Source organism: Pseudonocardia alni (genome assembly GCF_002813375.1).
Taxonomy (GTDB): domain Bacteria; phylum Actinomycetota; class Actinomycetes; order Mycobacteriales; family Pseudonocardiaceae; genus Pseudonocardia; species Pseudonocardia alni.
In genome coordinates this window covers 731359-749001 of sequence record NZ_PHUJ01000003.1, presented here as the reverse complement: position 1 = coordinate 749001, position 17643 = coordinate 731359, and the positions used below count along the sequence as shown (strand labels likewise).

Genomic DNA, 17643 nt, shown 5'->3' with positions numbered 1-17643 from the left:
CTGCCCCGATCCGCCCGACGACCTCCGGAGGCGCCGTGAGCCCGACGTCCGAGCACCGTCCCACCCTCGCCGAGCTGGAGCGGGGGCTCCCGTTCGCCGAGCGCCACATCGGGCCCCGCCCCGATGACCTGGCCCGGATGCTGGAGGTGCTGGGCGTCGACTCCCTCGACGCGCTCGCCGCCCGCGCGCTGCCCGACACCATCCGCGACGACGCACCGGTCGGTGCCTCGCTGCCCGCGCCGGTCGGCGAGGCCGAGATGCTGGCCGAGCTGCGCGAGCTGGCCGGGCGCAACACCGTCACCGTCCCGATGATCGGCTACGGCTACCACGGCACCCGCACCCCGTCGGTGATCCGCCGGAACGTGCTGGAGAACCCGGCCTGGTACACCGCGTACACGCCGTACCAGCCCGAGATCAGCCAGGGCAGGCTCGAGGCCCTGCTGACCTTCCAGACGATGGTGTCCGACCTGACCGGGCTGCCGGTCGCCGGCGCCTCGCTGCTCGACGAGGCCACCGCCGCCGCCGAGGCGATGACGCTGCTGCGCCGGGCCAACCGCTCGACCAGCCCGCGGTTCGTCGTCGACGCCGACACCGTGGCACAGACCGTGGACGTGTTGCGCACCCGCGCCGAGCCGCTCGGCATCGAGCTGGTCGTCGCCGACCTCGGCGACGGCGTGCTGCCGGAGGGCGAGTTCTTCGGGGTGCTGCTGTCCTACCCGGGCGCCTCGGGCCGGGTCGCCGACCCGTCGGCGCTGGTCGAGGCCGCGCACGGGCGCGGGGCACTCGTCGCCGTCGCGGCGGACCTGCTGGCCCTGACCCTGCTCACCCCGCCCGGGGAGTTCGGCGCGGACGCCGCGGTCGGGTCCACCCAGCGCTTCGGGGTGCCGCTCGGCTTCGGCGGCCCGCACGCGGGCTACCTCTCGGTCGGGCAGCGCCACGCCCGTCAGCTGCCGGGACGCCTGGTCGGGGTCTCCCGCGACGCCGACGGCCACTACGCCCTGCGGCTGGCGCTGCAGACCCGCGAGCAGCACATCCGCCGGGAGAAGGCCACCTCCAACATCTGCACCGCGCAGGTCCTGCTCGCGGTCATGGCCGCCTGCTACGGGGTGCACCACGGCCCGGACGGGCTGCGCGACATCGCCACCCGCACCCACCGGATGGCCGCGGTGCTCGCCGCAGGTCTGCGCTCGGGCGGGGTGGAGATCGTCCACGACGCGTTCTTCGACTCCGTGCTCGCCCGCGTCCCCGGCCGCGCCGACGCCGTCGTCGCCGCCGCGCACGACGCCGGGATCGCGCTGCGCCGGGCCTCGGACGACGAGGTCGGCGTCGCCACCTCGGAGATCACCACCGTGGCGCACCTGCACGCGGTGTGGGCGGCGTTCGGCGTCACCGGGGTGGACGTGGCCGCGCTCGACGGGGACACCGCCGACGCGCTGCCCGCGGGCCTGCGCCGCGCGAGCGAGTACCTCACGCACCCGACGTTCCACGAGTACCGGTCCGAGACCGCGCTGATGCGCTGGCTGCGCCGTCTCGCCGACGCCGACCTCGCACTGGACCGCACGATGATCCCCCTGGGCTCGTGCACCATGAAGCTCAACGCCGCCGCCGAGATGGAGGCGGTGACCTGGCCGCAGTTCGCCGACCTGCACCCGCTCGCGCCGGAGTCCGACACCGCCGGGACCCGGGAGATGATCGACCAGCTGGAGACCTGGCTGGCCGACCTCACCGGCTACGCCGCGGTGTCGCTGCAGCCCAACGCGGGCAGCCAGGGCGAGCTCGCCGGGCTGCTCGCCATCGCCGCGTACCACCGCAGCCGCGGGGCGACCGACCGCGACGTCTGCCTGATCCCGGCCTCCGCGCACGGCACCAACGCCGCCTCGGCGATCATGGCCGGGCTGCGGGTGGTCGTCGTCGGGACCGCACCGGGCGGCGACGTCGACCTCGACGACCTGCACGCGAAGATCGCCGAGCACGGCGACCGGCTCGCCGCGCTGATGATCACCTACCCGTCGACGCACGGCGTCTACGAGGCCGGTGTCCGCGACGTGTGCGCCGCCGTGCACGACGCCGGCGGCCAGGTCTACGTCGACGGCGCCAACCTCAACGCGCTGGTCGGGGTCGCCCGCCCGGGGGCCTTCGGCGGCGACGTCAGCCACCTCAACCTGCACAAGACCTTCTGCATCCCGCACGGCGGCGGCGGGCCCGGCGTCGGCCCGGTCGCGGTGGCCGAGCACCTGGCGCCGTTCCTGCCCGGGCGCACGCCCCGCTCCGACGGCGGCGTCGGCCCGGTGTCGGCCGCCCGCCACGGCTCGCCCGGCGTCCTGCCGATCTCCTGGGCGTACCTGCGGATGATGGGCCTGGACGGGATGCGCCGCGCCACGCTGACCGCGGTGGCGGCCGCGAACTACGTCGCCACCCGGCTGCGGGAGCACTTCCCGGTGCTCTACGCGGGCGCCGACGGCACGGTCGCCCACGAGTGCATCCTCGACCTGCGCACGCTGACCAAGGAGACCGGCGTGACCGTCGACGACGTCGCCAAGCGGCTCATCGACCACGGCATCCACGCCCCGACCATGTCCTTCCCGGTGGCCGGGACGCTGATGGTCGAGCCCACCGAGTCCGAGGACCTCGCCGAGATCGAGCGGTTCGTCGCCGCGATGGTGTCGATCCGCGGTGAGATCGACCGGGTCGCCGCGGGGGAGTGGCCCGCCGAGGACAACCCGCTGCGGAACGCCCCGCACACCGCGGCCTGCCTGGCCGACGACAAGTGGGACCACCCGTACCCGCGGGAGCTGGCGGCCTACCCGACCGGGGTCACCCCGGGGGTGCACGACCGGAAGGTGTGGCCGCCGGTGCGCCGGATCGACGGCGCCCACGGCGACCGGAACCTGGTCTGCTCCTGCCCGCCGCCGGACGCCTTCGCCTGATCGGGCACCGGCCCGCCGGGTGAATGTCCGGACAGGGCGGGGATCATGGCGGGGTGTCACGCCGACCGAGTGAGCGCCTCCGGGTCCCCGCCCCCGTCCTGCGGACGCGCGTCGGGTCGAAGCGGGCCGCCACCGACCAGCCCAACGTCACCGGCGACGGCGCGTCGCCGCTGACCGTCCGGTTCTGGCTGCTGCTCGTCGTGACCGGGGTCGCCGCCGGGCTGTCCGGCATCGTGCTGATGGCGCTGCTGCACGCGGTGTCGGAGTGGGCCTGGGGTTCCGGGGCGGCGGAGGGGTTCCAGGCGGCGGTCGAGCGGGCCGACGCGTGGGGACGGGTGTGGCCGCTGCTGGTGGCGGGGCTCGTCGCCGGGGTCGGCGGGTACCTGCTGCGCCGGTTCGTGCCCGGCCGCACCGACGTCGACGACGCGATCTGGACCGGCGACGCGCGGCTCGGGGTGCGCCGCAGCACCGGCACCGCGGCGCTGTCGGAGGTCGTCGTCGGGCTGGGCGCCTCGCTCGGCCGGGAGGCCGCGCCCAAGCTGATGGGCGGGGTGTGGGGCGCGGTCCTGGCCGGCTGGGGCGGGCTGTCGCTCGAGCAGCGACGGCTACTGGTCGCCTGCGGCGCGGGCGCCGGGCTGGCCTGCGTCTACGACGTGCCGCTGGGCGGGGCGCTGTTCACCGCCGAGGTGCTCGTCGGCACCGTGCGGCTGCCGGTGGTGCTGCCCGCGCTGGCCTGCACCGCGACCGCCACCGTCGTCGCCTGGCTGTACCTGCCCGCCGGGCCGGTCTACCCCGGCCTCCCGGTCCCGGCGACGACGCCGTCGCTGCTGGTGTGGGCGGTGCCCGCGGGTGTGCTGATCGGGGTGCTCGCGACCGGCTGGGTCCGGCTGATCGGGTTCGTGTCGCACCACGGGCCCCGGCGGACGTGGTGGCGGATCGCCGCCCCGGTCGTCGCGTTCGGGCTGCTCGGTGTGGCCGGGCTGGCGTTCCCGCAGCTCTACGGCAACGGCGCGGACCTGGCCGAGCAGGCCTTCCTCGGTGGCGGGGCGCTGCTGCTGTTCGCGGCGCTGGCCGTGCTGAAGCCGCTGGTGACGGCGATGTGCCTGGGCAGCGGCGCGTCCGGCGGGCTGTTCACCCCGACGCTGTGCACCGGCGCGCTGCTCGGGGCCGCGCTCGGCGTGGCCTGGTCGGCGCTGTGGCCGGGCACCCCGGTCGGCACGTTCGCCCTGGTCGGGGCGGCCGCGATGATCGGGGCCGGGATGCAGGCGCCGCTGGCCGGCCTGGTGCTGGTGCTGGAGCTGACCGGCACCGGGTTCGGGATCGCCGTCCCGCTGGTCGCCGCGACGCTGGTGGCGACCGCGGTGGCCCGCTGGCTCGACGGGTACTCGATCTACTCGGCGCGCCTGGCCGCGCAGCCGTCGCCGGAGCAGTCGACCTGAGACCGGCGATCAGGTCCCCGGCAGCGGGACGGCGTGTGCGGGGCCGGGACCTCCCCGACGACGGCCGCGACGCCGGCGGGACCGCTCAGCCACGGGTGAGCCGGGACCGGCGGTGGGCCGCCATCCGGACCGGGGCGTCCGGCCAGCCGTGCCCGTCGTGCGTGCCGGTGCGCTGCACCAGGGCGAGGAACAGCCGTCCGCCGAGCAGCTCGGTGCAGACCTGCAGGTAGTCGCCGTGCGCGTCGCGGTCGTGCAGGACCCCGAGCTCCCGGTAGGCGGCCACGGTGTCCGCGGGCAGGTCGAGCCGGGCGGCCAGGTCGTCGTGGTAGTTGGCGGGCACCGCGAGCAGCGGCACCCCGGCGGCCCGTGCCGCGGCCGCGGTGGCGAGCACGTCGTCGCAGGCCAGGGCCACGTACTGCGGGTCGGCGACGGCCGGGCTCCAGTCCCCGCGACGCAGCACCGACACGGTCAGCGCGAGCCGGACCCGGCGCCGGGGGTCGGCGAGCGCCCGGCTGCGGACCAGCCCGAACGGGGCCGCGTACTCCCCGTCGCCGACCGGGTCGAGGCCGAGGACGGCCCGGTGGAACAGCACCGCCTCGTCGAACGCGTCGTAGGGCTGGGTCAGGCCGACGTGGTCGATCCCGGTGATCCCGGTCCCGGGGGCGGGCGCTTCGTCGACGCCCACGAAGTCGTGCGGCCAGGCCGGGCCGTCCGGGCCCGTGTCGCCGGAGGTGCGGCACAGGAAGAGCGCGGTGCCGTCCGGTGCGGGGATCTCGGCGAACTCGGCCTCCCCCGGCCCGGTCGCGCGGGGCACCGGGGAGGCACAGAGCCGGGCGGCCCGGCGGGCGGAGGCGTCCGGGTCGGGGGACTCGACGGCGATCGCCGCGACCGCACCGGACCCGGTGCCCGCCGCGTTGACGAGCAGCCGGGCACCGCCCTGCTCGAAGCGCTCCACCTGCTTGGTGCGGTGCACCCCGGTGCGGCTGAACCCCAGTGCACGCAGTACCCGGCCCAGCTCCGGGCCCGCGGTCAGCTCGACGAACGCGGTCCCGTCGAGGGACGGCGCCGCGGTGGCGACCGGGTCGGTCCCGGCACCGGCCAGCGCGGTGGCCTCGGCGAGGGCGATCAATGAGCGGCGGGCGTCGACGGCGGTGCGGACCGGGTCGGACTGGCGGAAGACGTCGTTGAACACCTCCAGCGACAGCGGCCCGGCGTACCCGGCCGCCAGCACCGGCGCGAGGAACGCCGGCAGGTCGAACCCGCCCTGGCCGGGGAACAACCGGTGGTGACGGCTCCAGGACAGCACGTCCATCGACAGCTCACGGGCGTCGGCGAGCTGCAGGAAGAACAGCTTCCCGCCGGGCACCTCGGCGATCGGGGCCGGGTCCGAGCCGCGGGCCAGGACGTGGAAGGAGTCCAGGCAGAGGCCGAGCGCGGGGTGGTCGGCGGCGCGCACGGCGTCCCAGGAGGCGTCCCAGGTGTCGACGTGCCTGCCCCAGGCGAGCGCCTCGTAGGCGATGCGCAGCCCGCGCTCGTGGGCGCGGGCGGCGAGGGTGTGCAGCTGGGCGGCGAGCAGGTCGGCGTCGGCGGCGGGGTCGACGGCGTCGGGGGACACCGAGGAGCACACCAGCACGGTGTCGGCGCCGAGCCCCGCCATGACCTCGAAGGTCGCGTCCGCGCGGCGCAGGTTCGCCGCGAACCGGTCGGGGTCGGTCGAGTCGATGTCGCGCAGCGGCTGGTAGAGGTCCACCGACAGGCCCAGGTCGCGGCAGCGGGCGCCGATCGCCGCCGGGGACCCGGGGTCGGCGAGCAGGTCCGGCGCGAAGATCTCGACGCCGTCGAACCCGGCGGTCGCGGCGGCGGCGAGCTTGTCCTCCAGCGTGCCGGACAGGCAGACCGTGGCCAGGGACAGGCGCGCGGTCCCGGTGGGCGGGGTTGCGGTGGGCACGGTTCCGGTGGGCACGGTTCCGGTGGGCACGGTCTCAGGCGACACGTGCGGCCTCCTGCTCGGCGGTGATCAGCTCGGCGAGGTGGGCGAGCATCCGCGCCGGGTCCGGTGCGACGCCGGTGAACAGCCGGAACGCCTCCGCGGCCTGGTGCACGGCCATCGCGCTGCCGTCGACGGTGCGGCAGCCCGCGGCGCGCGCGGCACCCAGCAGCGCGGTGTCCAGCGGCCGGTAGACGATCTCGGCGACCCACGGGCGGGTCGCGAGCAGCGCGGGATCGAACGGCAGGCCGGGGTGCTCGGCCATCCCCACCGGTGTGGCGTGCACGAGGCCGTCGGCGCCGGGGAGCAGCGCGGCCAGCTCCGGCAACGGGTGCCCGGTGGCCTGCGCGCCGGGGGCCAGGTGCGGGGTCACCGACGCGGCGAGCGCGGCGGCCCGGTCCCCGTCGACGTCGACCACCTGCAGGACGCCGACTCCCTCGCGGGCCATGGCGTAGGCGGCCGCGGCGCCGGCGCCCCCGGCACCCAGCAGCACGACCCGGCCCGTCGCGGCGCCGGGCAGCCCGGCCCGCCAGCCGTCGCGGAACCCGGTCCAGTCGGTGTTGTGCCCGGTCATCGACCCGTCCGTGCCGATGACGACGGTGTTGACCGCGCCGACGGCGGCGGCCTCCGGGGCGAGGGCGTCGAGGTGGCCGATCACGCGCTGCTTGCAGGGATGGGTGATGTTGAGGCCCGCGTGACCCTGGGCGCGGGCCCGGCGGAGCAGGTCGCCGACGCCGTCCGGTGCGACCCCGAGGACGTCGAGGTCGAAGCGCCGGTAGGTCAGGTCCAGGCCGTGCGCGGCGCCCTCGCGCTCGTGCAGGGCAGGCGACAGCGACGGACCGATGCCGGCGCCGATCAACCCCGTCCGCACCCGTGTGCCGGTTCCGGTGGCGTCGGTGTCGCGCCGGGTCTCGCTGCTGCTCCGCACGGATCCCTCCTCGGATCTATGTACCGTACGGTTAGTTGTACCGGACGGCGGACGGATCGGCCAGGGGAGACGGCCGGCGATCCGTAGAGTCCGGGGACGCCGCCGGGATCCCGGCGGCGTGGACCGGCGGAGGGGGACCGCAGTGGCAGCGGCACCGGAGGACGGCGTCCGGCAGCGCGACGCCGAGCGCACCCGCACCGAGATCCTGGACGAGGCGACTGCGGAGTTCGCCGACCGGGGACTGGCCGGGGCGCGGGTCGACGAGATAGCCGCGCGCACCCGGACCACCAAGCGGATGCTCTACTACTACTTCGGCTCGAAACAGGGTCTCTACCTGGCCGTTCTCGAACGGGCCTACGCCGGGATCCGGGCACTGGAGCAGCAGCTGTCGGTGTCGGACCTCAACCCGGCGCGGGCGGTGCGTGCGGTCGCCGAGCTCACCTTCGACCACCACGAGGCGCACCCGGACTTCATCCGGCTGGTCGCGATCGAGAACATCCACCACGCCGAGCACCTGCGGTCCTCCCCGTTGCGCGAGGGGCTGGCCGGGCCCGCGGTCGGAGTGCTGGAGCCGATCCTCGCCCGCGGCCGGGAGACCGGCATGTTCCGCGACGACGTCGACGCCTTCGACGTCCACGTGCTGATCAGCTCGTTCTGCGTGTTCCGGGTGGCCAACCGGCACACCGTCTCGGCCATCTTCGGCCGCGACCTGCTGGACCCGGCCCGCCGGGCGCACTACCGCCGCATGGTCGGTGACCTGGTGGTGGAGTACCTGACCGCCCGCGTCGGACAGGACTGACGGGACCGGCGTCCATCCGGCTCTTGACACGCGTCGCGGCGCAACTCACTATTCGGTACGTAACCAGACGGTACATAAGCGAGCGGCCCGCCGCCCGGGAGCCGTCGTCCACACCAGTGCCTGCAACGTCGCACACGCCGGGAGCCACCGTGAGCCAGCAACCGTCCGCCGCCGCGCCGAGCGCGCCGCAGGCGCAGCCGACACGGGCCGCCCTGGCCGCGTGGATCGGCAGCGCCCTGGAGTACTACGACTTCTTCATCTACGGCACCGCCGCGGCGCTGGTGTTCAACAAGGTGTTCTTCCCCGACTCCAGCCCGGTCGCCGGCACGCTGCTGTCGCTGGCCACCTTCGGCTTCGGCTACGTCGCCCGCCCGCTCGGTGCGGTGCTCTTCGGTCACATCGGTGACCGGCTGGGGCGCAAGAAGGTGCTGGTCGCGACGCTGATGATGATGGGGGTCGCGACGCTGGCGATCGGGTTCCTGCCCACCTACGACCAGGTCGGGGTGCTCGCCCCGGCGCTGCTGGTGACCTGCCGGCTGCTGCAGGGCCTGTCCGCGGGCGGTGAGCAGGCCGGCGCGAACTCGATGACGCTGGAGCACTCCCCGCAGGGCCGCCGCGCGTTCTTCACCAGCTTCACCCTGTCCGGGACCCAGGGCGGGCAGATCATCGCGACCGCGGTGTTCCTGCCGATCGCGCTGCTGCCCGAGGACGCGCTGCTGTCCTGGGGCTGGCGGGTGCCGTTCTGGGCGAGCGTGCTGGTGATGGTCGCCGGTGTGCTGATCCGGCGGACGCTGCACGAGACCCCGGTGTTCACCACCGAGGTCGCCGACACCGACGGCGCGCCGAAGGCGAAGGACGAGCTCCCGATCGACGCGCTGTTCCGCGGCCACTGGCCGAACCTGCTGCGTGTCACCCTCGCCGCGACGGTGGCCTCGGTCAGCACCCTGATGACGGTGTTCGCGCTGTCGTTCGCGGTCAACACCGTCGGCCTGGAGCGCTCGACCATGCTGTGGGTCGTCGTGAGCGCGAACGTCGTCGCCCTCGCCGCCATCCCGCTGTTCGCCGTCCTGGCCGACCGGATCGGGCGGCGCCCGGTGTTCATCGCCGGGGCGCTGGGCAGCGGGGTGCTGCTCGCCGCCTACCTGTGGGCCGTGTCCACCGGTGAGTACCTGCTGGTCTTCGGCATCGGCATCCTGCTGTCGGGGATCGTCTACAGCGCCGCCAACGGCGTGTGGCCCTCGTTCTACGGCGAGATGTTCCCGGCCAGGGTCCGCCTGACCGGTATGGCCGTCGGCACCCAGATCGGCTTCGCGTTCGGCGGGTTCGCCCCCACCATCGCCGCCGCGCTGGCCGCGAACAGCGTCAGCGGCTGGCTGCCGGTCGCCGTGTTCGGCGGTGTGATCTGCCTGGTGGCGGCGGCGTCGGCCTGGTCGGCCCGGGAGACCGCGCACCTGTCCCTCGACGAGATCGAGGCCGGTTTCGAGGCCCGTGACCGGGCCCCGGCCCGCGTCTGACCCGACCGCACCCGTCCCGCAGCCGGGCCCCGTGGCATCACGCCACGGGGCCCGTCGGCGTCCCGGCCGCGGCCGCCAGCACCCCGACGACGTCGCCGGGGTCGGCGGCCCGGTCGCCGCGCCACACCGCGTCGGTGCCCAGCCGCACCTGCGCCCCGGTCACCGGCAGCACGTGCACCGGCTCCCCGACGAACGCCTTGTGCGTGGCGCCGGACCCCAGCCCGACCAGCGTGAACGCCTCCCCGGCGGCGACGACGTGGGTGAGGTCGCCCGGATTGTGGGTGTCGAGCTCGATCCGCCGGTGCACGCCGTGCCGGGCGAGCAGCTCCCCGGTGGCCCGGTAGACCGCCGGCGCGGCGTCGTAGCGGATGGACACGTACGGCAGCTCCGCCAGCTCCTCGAGGCGGACCTCGGTCCGGTCGTCGAAGCCGCGCCCGTGCCCCACGACGACGGCCGCCGGCCGGGTGTCCACCCGCCGCACGGTCAGCCCGGGGTCGTCGCTCCCACCGTGCAGGAACGCCAGGTCCAGCTCGCGGCGCGCCACCGCGCGGGCCAGCTCCGCGCTGGTCCCTGGCCGGATCCGCACCGCCAGCTCCGGACGGGCGGCCCGCAGCCGCTCCAGGAACCCGTCGCGGACCGCCGCGGTCACGTCCGGCGCCATCCCCACCACGACGACCGGGTGCCCGTCCGCGGCGGCCAGCGCCCCGGGCAGCGCCTCCACCCGGGCCACGATGTCGCGGGCCCGCGGCAGCAGCGCCCGTCCGGCCGCGGTGAGCGCCATCCCGCGCGCGGACCGGGTGAACAGCGGCGCGCCGAGCTCCCGCTCCAGGTCGCGGACCCGCCGCGACAACGGCGACGCGGCGAGGTGCAGCCGGGCCGCCGCCCGGGTCAGGTTCAGCTCGTCGGCGACGGCGAGGAAGTACCGCAGATGGAACAGCTCCACGCAGCATGACCCTAGAGGTCACGTCCGCCTGCACGTATCGGTCCTGGTGGCGGCGCTGACCGGCGCCTTACCGTGACCTGCATGGCCTCCCGTCCCGTGCGCATCGCGAACGTCTCCGGCTACCTCGGCGACCGGTACACCGCCGTCGACGAGGCGATGGCCGGTGACCCGGTCGACGTCCTGATGGGCGACTACCTCGCCGAGATCACCCTCGCCGCGCTCGCCGCCGCGGCCGGGCGCGGCGGCCCCGGCTACGTCGCCTACGCCCTGGACCAGCTCACCCCGCACCTGCCCGAGATCGCCCGGCGCGGGATCCGGGTCGTCACCAACGCGGGCGGGTTCGACCCGGCCGGGATGGCGCGGGAGCTGCGCGGCCGGATCGCGGCGGCCGGGTTGTCGCTGCGGGTCGCGCACGTCGCCGGGGACGGGGTGTTCGACCGGCTCGCCGACTTCCACACCGACGGCCACGGGCTCGAGCACCTCGACACCGGCGCCCCGCTCAAGGACTGGGGGTTCACCCCGATCACCGCGAACGCCTACCTCGGCGGCTTCGGGATCGCCGCGGCGCTGGCCGCCGGCGCCGACGTCGTCGTGACCGGGCGGGCCACCGACGCCTCGCTCACCGCCGGCCCGGCCGCCTGGTGGCACGGCTGGGGCCCAGACGAGTTCGACGCGCTGGCCGGCGCGGTCACCGCCGGGCACGTCATCGAGTGCGGCGCGCACGCCACCGGCGGCAACTTCTCCGGGTTCCGGTCGGTGCCCGGCATGCTGCGCCCCGGCTTCCCGATCGCCGAGGTCGCCGCCGACGGCTCCTCGGTGATCACCAAGCACGCCCGCGACGGCGGCACCGTCACCGTGGACACCGTCACCGCGCAGCTGCTCTACGAGATCCAGGGCCCCCGCTACCTGAACCCCGACGTCACCGTGCACCTCGACACCGTGCGGCTGAGCCAGGAGGGCCCGGACCGGGTCGCGATCGGCCCCGTCACCGGGTCCCCGCCGCCGCCCACGGCGAAGGTCGCGGTGTTCGCCCCGATCGGCTACGAGATCTCCACGATGCTGTTCTGCACCGCCCCGGACGTCGAGGGCAAGGTGGAGCTGCTGCGCACCCAGCTGCGTGCCGCGCTGGAGGGGCACGTCGACTCCCTCGAGGTCACCCCGCTCGGCGTCGCCGCGGTCGACCCGCCGACCCAGTGGGCGGCGACCGTTCCGATCCGGGTGATCGCGACCGCCCGCGAGAAGGAACCGCTGCTCCGGTTCGCACCGGCCGTCGGGTCGCTGTACCTGCAGGGCTTCCCCGGCTTCCACCACGACGGGCACGCGCCACGGGCGTCGCAGCCGTGGCCGCGGATCGAGTACTGGCCCGCGCTGCTGGAGTCCGCGCTGCTCGACCACCACGCCGTCCTCGACGACGGCAGCCGGGTCGAGGTCCCGCGCGCCACCCGGACCGCCACTCCGGAGGAGACCGCGCAGCCGGTGCACCCGGAGCCGGACCTGCCCGCACCGACCGGCCCGCGCGCCGAGCTGGGCGAGTACACGTGGGCCCGGGCGGGGGACAAGGGCGGCAACGCCAACGTGGGCGTCTGGTGCCGCGACCCCGCGCACTGGGAGTGGCTGCGTGCCACCCTGACCACCGGGCGGGCGGCCGCGCTGCTCCCCGAGGCGGGGGGCCGCATCGTCCGCCACGAGTTCCCGCACCTGCGCGCGGTGCACCTGGTGCTCGTCGGGCTGCTCGGCTCGGGCGGCTCGGCCAACCTGCGCGTGGACCAGATCGGCAAGTCCGTGGGCGAGTACCTGCGGGCCCGGCACGTGGAAGGACCCACCGCATGACCACCCCCGCCGCCACGACCGGCGACGCCACCGCCGAGCGCATCCTCGCGAACGTCGCGTCCCCCGCAACCGACGACGCCTTCGACCCCGGCGCGGCCCTCGACGGGCTGCTGGGCTGCGTCGGGATGAGCGGCGCCGACGCCGGCGGGCGGGTCGGCTTCGTCGGCGCCGACCCGGTCGTGCCCAGCGCGCTGCGCCTCGGCGGCGGTGCGGCCGTCGCGCTCGCCGCGAAGTCGGTCGGGATGGCCGCGGTGCACCGCGACCGCGGCGGCGACGGCCAGGACGTCACCGTCGACGTGCGCCGCGCCCCGCACCGGCTCTGCCCGTTCTACGACCGCCGCTGGGAGCTGGTGAACGGCCATCCCGCCGCCAGCCCGGCGATCACCTCGCAGGCGCTCGGGTTCTCCTTCCACCGTACCCGCGACGACCGCTGGGTGATGCCGCTCAACCCCTATCCGGCACTGCGGGCCCGGGCGGAGACCTTCCTCGGGGTGCCCGAGAGCGGCGTCGCCGACGCGGTCGCCCGGTGGGACGCCGCCGAGCTGGAGGCGGCCGCGAGCGACGCCGGCATCGTCATGCCGATGGCCCGCACCCCCGCCGAGTGGCTCGCGACCGAGCAGCACGCGGCGCTGGCCGGCACCCCGCCGATCACCCTGCGCCGCATCGGCGACGCCCCGCCCGAGCCGTTCCCGCGGCGCCGCCGCGCCGACCTGCCGCTGGACGGGCTGCGCGCGCTCGGGATGGGTCACGTCATCGCCGGCGCCGGGACCGGCCGGGCGCTGGCCCTGCACGGCGCGGATGTGCTCAACATCTGGCGCCCCACGGAGTTCGAGCACGACAGCACCTACGTCACCGCGAACGTCGGCGTGCGGTCCGCCACGGTGGACCCGCACGCCGCCGACGGCGCCGCGCTGCTGCGCGGGCTGCTCGCCGACGCCGACGTGTTCTACGCCAACCGTCGCCCCGGCTACCTGGCCCGGCTCGGGCTGTCCGCCGAGGAGGCCGCCGCGGTGCGGCCCGGCATCGTGCACGCCTCGAACACCCTGCACGGGCCGGTCGGGCCGTGGGCGCACCGCGTCGGGTTCGACCAGTCCGCGGGCACCCTGGTCGGGATGATGACCCTGGAGGGCGGCTCGGCCACCGACCCGACGGTGGCGCCCCGGCTCTCACCGATCCTGGTCGTCAACGACTACATCGTGTCCTGGCTGACCGCCGCCGGGGTCGCGGCGGCACTGCGCCGCCGCGCGGTGGAGGGCGGCTCCTGGGCGGTGGAGGTGTCGCTGGCCCGGGCCGCGCTCTGGATGCTGGAGCTCGGGGTCCTCGACCTCGGCTACGCCCGCGAGGTCGCGGGCACCGGCGAGCGCCACGCCTACCCCGCCCCGGAGACGTTCACCGCGCAGACACCGCTGGGGCACTACCAGGGGGTGACCGACCAGGTCACGATGAGCGCGACGCCGGGGGAGTACCGCACGGTTCTCGTCCCCCGCGGCTCCGGACGCCCGGAGTGGCTGGAGCGCTGAGCCGGGCGCCCGGCCACCGGGATCCCGGGCCCGCCGATCAGCGGTCGCGGCGCGGCGGCGGCTCCACCCGGGGGATCGGGCGGGTCACGTCGGCGTGGTCCACGGTCGGGTCCGCGGTCCGGTCCACGGTGCGGTGCGCGCCCGGGTCCGCGACGGGGCCCGGGACGCGGTCCATGACCTGGGTCGCGGCCTGGTCGGGGGCCTGCTCGGGGGCGCGGCCGGAGGTGTCGTCCGGGGCGGCCGGGTCCACCGACCCGTCCATCCGCCGCTCGACGGCCATGATCGCCAGGACGGCCGCCGCGCCGGCCGCGGCCGGCAGCAGCATCCACCACCAGCCCGGGTCGGGCGCCAGCACACCGCGGGCGTCGTCCTGCCAGGGCCACAGCGCCCGCAGCGCCCCCAGCAGCACCCCGATCATGATCACCATCAGGGTGCGGCGGTGGTGCTCCAGCAGCCAGGTCAGCACCGACACGAAGCTCGCGAGCCCCAGCACGGCGCCGAGCCCGAACACGGCGATGTAGGCCAGGTCGAGGTCGCGCACCGCGCGCAGGGTCGGCTCGTAGAGCCCGAACACCAGCAGCAGGAACGACCCGGAGAAGCCCGGCAGCACCAGCGCGCACACCGCGATCGCCGCGGCCAGTCCGACCAGCGGCATCGGTGGGCGGCCCTCGCCGGCGGCCGGGGGGAGCGCGCTGACCGCGAACGTCACCGTGAACGCGACGACGACCAGCGCCCACTCCCGCAGCCCGCGCAGCCGTCCGGTGATCCGCAGCGGTACCGCCACCGACGCGGCGACCATCCCCAGGAACACCGCCCGGGCGCCGACGGGGTGGTCCTCGATCAGCCCCGGGAGCACCTGCGACGCCGCCACGACCGCCAGCACCATGCCCAGTGCGACGGGGAGCAGCAGGCCCCAGTCCAGCCGTCGCAGCTCCTCGCGGGGCGCCACGTCACCGCCCGCCGCGCCCGGAAGCAGACCCCGGGCCGCGGCGACGAGGTGGGCCCCCTGGGCGATCAGGCGCTCGTAGATCCCGACGACCAGGGCCATGGTCCCGCCGCTGACCCCCGGGACGGTCTCGACCACGCCGATCGCGGCCCCACGGGCCAGGTGAATACCGGACATACGCGACAACACAGGGCAGGACGGTACCGACCGGGCGACGATCGGGGACGGACGGGTGAATTCTCGTTCGCATCACGAAGGATCGGGGCAACCGGTTGCGTGCCGATACGTCCGAAGAGACGTACAGACCATGACGATCGGGGGACTGACATGGACGGGTACGTCCTGCACCGCACCGCCCGCTGGGCCGTGACCATCGCCGCCTGCGGCGCCGTGCTGGCCGGTTGCGGGGGCGGTGGTGACTGGCCGGCGGCCGCCGGGTCCGGTGGCGCCTCCGCCACCCCGGGTCCCACCGCGCCGACGACGAGCGCCCCGGTGTCCGACGCCGGGGGTGCCGGATCGGCCGGGGGAGCCGGGAACGGTGGTACCCACACCGGCACCGGTGGCGCCGAGGCGGGCGGCGACGAGCGCTGCCACACCTCCGAGCTCGCCGGCTCGGTCGCGGCCGACCCGGGCGGCGGCGCCGCGGGCTCGTCGTACGTGACGCTGACGCTGCGCAACCAGGGCGGCCGCACCTGCTACGTGCGGGGCTTCCCCGGTGTGTCCTACGTCGGCGGCGACGACGGGCACCAGATCGGCCCGGCCGCCGCGATGCAGGGCGGGCACGGCGACCCGGTGCGCCTCGCCCCCGGCGGGACCACCGGTGCGACACTGCGGGTGGTGAACGTGCGCAACTTCGACGAGGCGGCCTGCCGCCCGACGGCCGTGCGCGGCCTGCGCGTGTACCCGCCCGGCGAGACCGACTCGCTGTTCGTCCCGATGGAGGGCACCGGCTGTGCCGCCACCCCGCCCGGGGACCAGCTGGTGATCCAGGCGTTCACCGCGCGCTGACCCGCACCCGGGCCCGGTCCGCCGCGGACCGGGCCCGGCGGGGTCCGCGGGTGGCCGCCACGACGGTGGAGGAGAGAACCCCGCATGACCCCGTACGACCGCCCGGACGCGCCCCGCCGGCGTGGCGACGTCGCCGCGCTCGGTCACCGGCTGCAGGACCTCGACGGAGCCTCCTACCGCTCCTACAAGGGCCTCACCGGCGTCTGGTCCGGTGAGGACGGCTACGACCTCGAGATCCGGACGGTGCAGGCCGACCCGTTCGCGCCGCCGTCGCGGCTGCGGGTGACCGTGCCCGCCCGGACCGCGGGACTGCCGCCCGGCCTGCACCGCGGCGCCGTCCGCGCGCGTGCCCTCGGCGGGTTCCTCGCCCGCGCCCTGCGCCGCGCCGTGGAGCACAGCACCCTGCGGGTCGACGCGGGCGGCCAGGAGGTGCTCGACCGCAGCGCGGTCCGCATCCGGCCCGACGGCACGGTCGTCGCCGAGCTGTCGGTCCCGCTGCCCGGCCGTGGTCGCCGGATCGACGGCGGGGCCGCGGCCGCCGCGCTGACGGTCGTGCTGCCCCGCGCGGTGCTCGGCGCGCTGCGCTGGGAGACCGCCGACACCGCCGCGGCGCAGGAGTTCGTGGAGACCGTCGAGGACGCGGGTGCCCTGCGCGACGCGCTGGCCGGTCGTGGCCTGGTCGGGTTCGTCGCCGACGGCGCGGGGCTGCCGCGGCTCTCCGGTGTCGACGACCGGCCGCTGGCCGGCGGGGTCCCGTTCGTCTCCCCGCCGGAGCTGCGGGTGACCCTGGACGTCCCGCACCGCGGCACGGTGACCGGGATGGGCGTCCCCGAGGGGGTCACGCTGATCGTCGGCGGTGGCTACCACGGCAAGTCCACGCTGCTGCGCGCGCTGGAGAGCGGCGTGTACGACCACGTCCCCGGCGACGGCCGTGAGTTCGTCGTCGCCCGTGCCGACACGGTGTCGGTACGCGCCGAGGACGAGCGCTCGGTGCAGCGCGTCGACGTGTCGGCCTTCGTCACCGGTCTGCCGTCCGGTAATCCCACCGACGACTTCTCGACGGAGTCGGCGTCCGGGTCGACCTCCCAGGCCGCCGCCACGGTCGAGGCGCTGGAGGCCGGTGCCGGCGTGCTGCTGATCGACGAGGACACCGCCGCCACCAACGCCATGATCCGCGACGACCGGATGCGCGCGCTGATCCCGGCCGAGCCGCTGGTCCCGTTCGTCGAGCGGGTCCGGCCGCTGCACCGCGGGCACGGGGTGTCCACCGTGCTCGTCATGGGCGGGTCGGGGGAGTACCTCGACCGCGCCGACACGGTGGTCCTGCTGCAGGACTACACCGCCTCCGAGGTCACCGGGCGGGCCCGGGAGATCGCCGGGCGGGCGGACGAGGCGGGCGACATCGCGTTCCCGGCGTTCGCGCGCCGCGAGTTCGACCCCCGCAGCGTGGACGCCTCGGTGCGCGGCCGGCGCCGGGTCACCGCCCGTGGCCGCGGCCGGCTCACCTTCGGCGCCGACGACATCGACCTGTCCGCGATCGCCCAGCTCGCCGACCCCGGCCAGACCACCGGCGTCGGGTGCGCCCTGGCCGCCCTCGACCTGCGCGGGGTCACCCTCGCACAGGCCCTGGACCGGCTGGAGGAGGCGGTGCGCCGCGAGGGGCCCGACGCGATCACCCGGGGCGCCCCCGTGGACGTCGCGGTCCCGCGGCGGCACGAGGTCGCGGCCGCCCTGAACCGACTGCGACCGGCGCGTGTGACCCACCTCCACAGAAACGGTCAGATCTGACTGTTACAGTGCGC

12 protein-coding genes are annotated in these 17643 nt (G+C 75.9%); 8 read left to right on the top strand and 4 right to left on the bottom strand.

Annotation, left to right across the window (positions count from 1 at the left end; translation table 11 throughout):
• Positions 1 to 35 precede the first annotated feature (35 nt).
• The gene (gcvP, locus tag ATL51_RS04690) at positions 36 to 2927 is read left to right on the top strand and encodes an aminomethyl-transferring glycine dehydrogenase (RefSeq protein ID WP_100877778.1); all 2892 of its coding nucleotides are present in this window, start codon (positions 36 to 38) and stop codon (positions 2925 to 2927) included.
• Between the two features lie 53 nt (positions 2928 to 2980).
• Positions 2981 to 4366, top strand: a complete 1386-nt coding sequence (locus tag ATL51_RS04685; protein WP_100877777.1) for a chloride channel protein — start codon at positions 2981 to 2983, stop codon at positions 4364 to 4366.
• Positions 4367 to 4451: 85 nt separating this feature from the next.
• On the opposite strand, the gene ATL51_RS04680 is transcribed toward ATL51_RS04685, so the two are convergent.
• A complete protein-coding gene (locus tag ATL51_RS04680; RefSeq protein WP_455342403.1) occupies positions 4452 to 6344 on the bottom strand; it encodes a bifunctional sugar phosphate isomerase/epimerase/4-hydroxyphenylpyruvate dioxygenase family protein in 1893 nt (630 codons plus the stop codon).
• 4 nt (positions 6345 to 6348) lie between these two features.
• Positions 6349 to 7281: a shikimate dehydrogenase gene (locus ATL51_RS04675; RefSeq protein WP_322789655.1), complete on the bottom strand. Its 933-nt coding sequence runs from the start codon at positions 7279 to 7281 to the stop codon at positions 6349 to 6351.
• A gap of 142 nt (positions 7282 to 7423) precedes the next feature.
• Between ATL51_RS04675 and ATL51_RS04670 the strand changes: the two genes are divergently transcribed.
• Entirely contained in the window at positions 7424 to 8080 is a 657-nt protein-coding gene (locus ATL51_RS04670; RefSeq protein WP_073574895.1) for a TetR family transcriptional regulator, read from the top strand.
• Positions 8081 to 8229: 149 nt separating this feature from the next.
• Positions 8230 to 9594 (top strand): MFS transporter, encoded by a 1365-nt coding sequence (locus ATL51_RS04665; RefSeq protein ID WP_100877776.1) that lies wholly within the window; start codon positions 8230 to 8232, stop codon positions 9592 to 9594.
• Between the two features lie 37 nt (positions 9595 to 9631).
• Here the strand turns inward: ATL51_RS04665 and ATL51_RS04660 are convergent, their stop codons facing one another.
• Positions 9632 to 10537, bottom strand: a complete 906-nt coding sequence (locus ATL51_RS04660) for a LysR family transcriptional regulator (RefSeq protein ID WP_100877775.1) — start codon at positions 10535 to 10537, stop codon at positions 9632 to 9634.
• Positions 10538 to 10618: 81 nt separating this feature from the next.
• Here ATL51_RS04660 and ATL51_RS04655 point away from each other — a divergent pair, with 81 nt between their 5' ends.
• Both ATL51_RS04655 and ATL51_RS04650 read left to right on the top strand, forming a co-directional pair.
• Positions 10619 to 12367 (top strand): acyclic terpene utilization AtuA family protein, encoded by a 1749-nt coding sequence (locus tag ATL51_RS04655; protein WP_100877774.1) that lies wholly within the window; start codon positions 10619 to 10621, stop codon positions 12365 to 12367.
• Positions 12364 to 13887: a CoA transferase gene (locus ATL51_RS04650; protein ID WP_100877773.1), complete on the top strand. Its 1524-nt coding sequence runs from the start codon at positions 12364 to 12366 to the stop codon at positions 13885 to 13887. Before ATL51_RS04655 ends, ATL51_RS04650 begins: the two co-directional genes overlap by 4 nt.
• A gap of 37 nt (positions 13888 to 13924) precedes the next feature.
• Here ATL51_RS04650 and ATL51_RS04645 read toward each other — a convergent pair whose 3' ends face one another.
• On the bottom strand, positions 13925 to 15010 hold the full coding sequence (locus tag ATL51_RS04645; RefSeq protein ID WP_100877772.1) for a DUF368 domain-containing protein: 1086 nt from the start codon (positions 15008 to 15010) through the stop codon (positions 13925 to 13927).
• 150 nt (positions 15011 to 15160) lie between these two features.
• On the opposite strand from ATL51_RS04645, the gene ATL51_RS04640 reads away from it, so the two are divergent.
• The gene (locus tag ATL51_RS04640; RefSeq protein ID WP_100877771.1) at positions 15161 to 15841 is read left to right on the top strand and encodes a DUF4232 domain-containing protein; all 681 of its coding nucleotides are present in this window, start codon (positions 15161 to 15163) and stop codon (positions 15839 to 15841) included.
• An 84-nt stretch (positions 15842 to 15925) separates the two neighbouring features.
• Entirely contained in the window at positions 15926 to 17629 is a 1704-nt protein-coding gene (locus tag ATL51_RS04635; RefSeq protein WP_100877770.1) for an ABC-ATPase domain-containing protein, read from the top strand.
• Positions 17630 to 17643 lie beyond the last annotated feature (14 nt).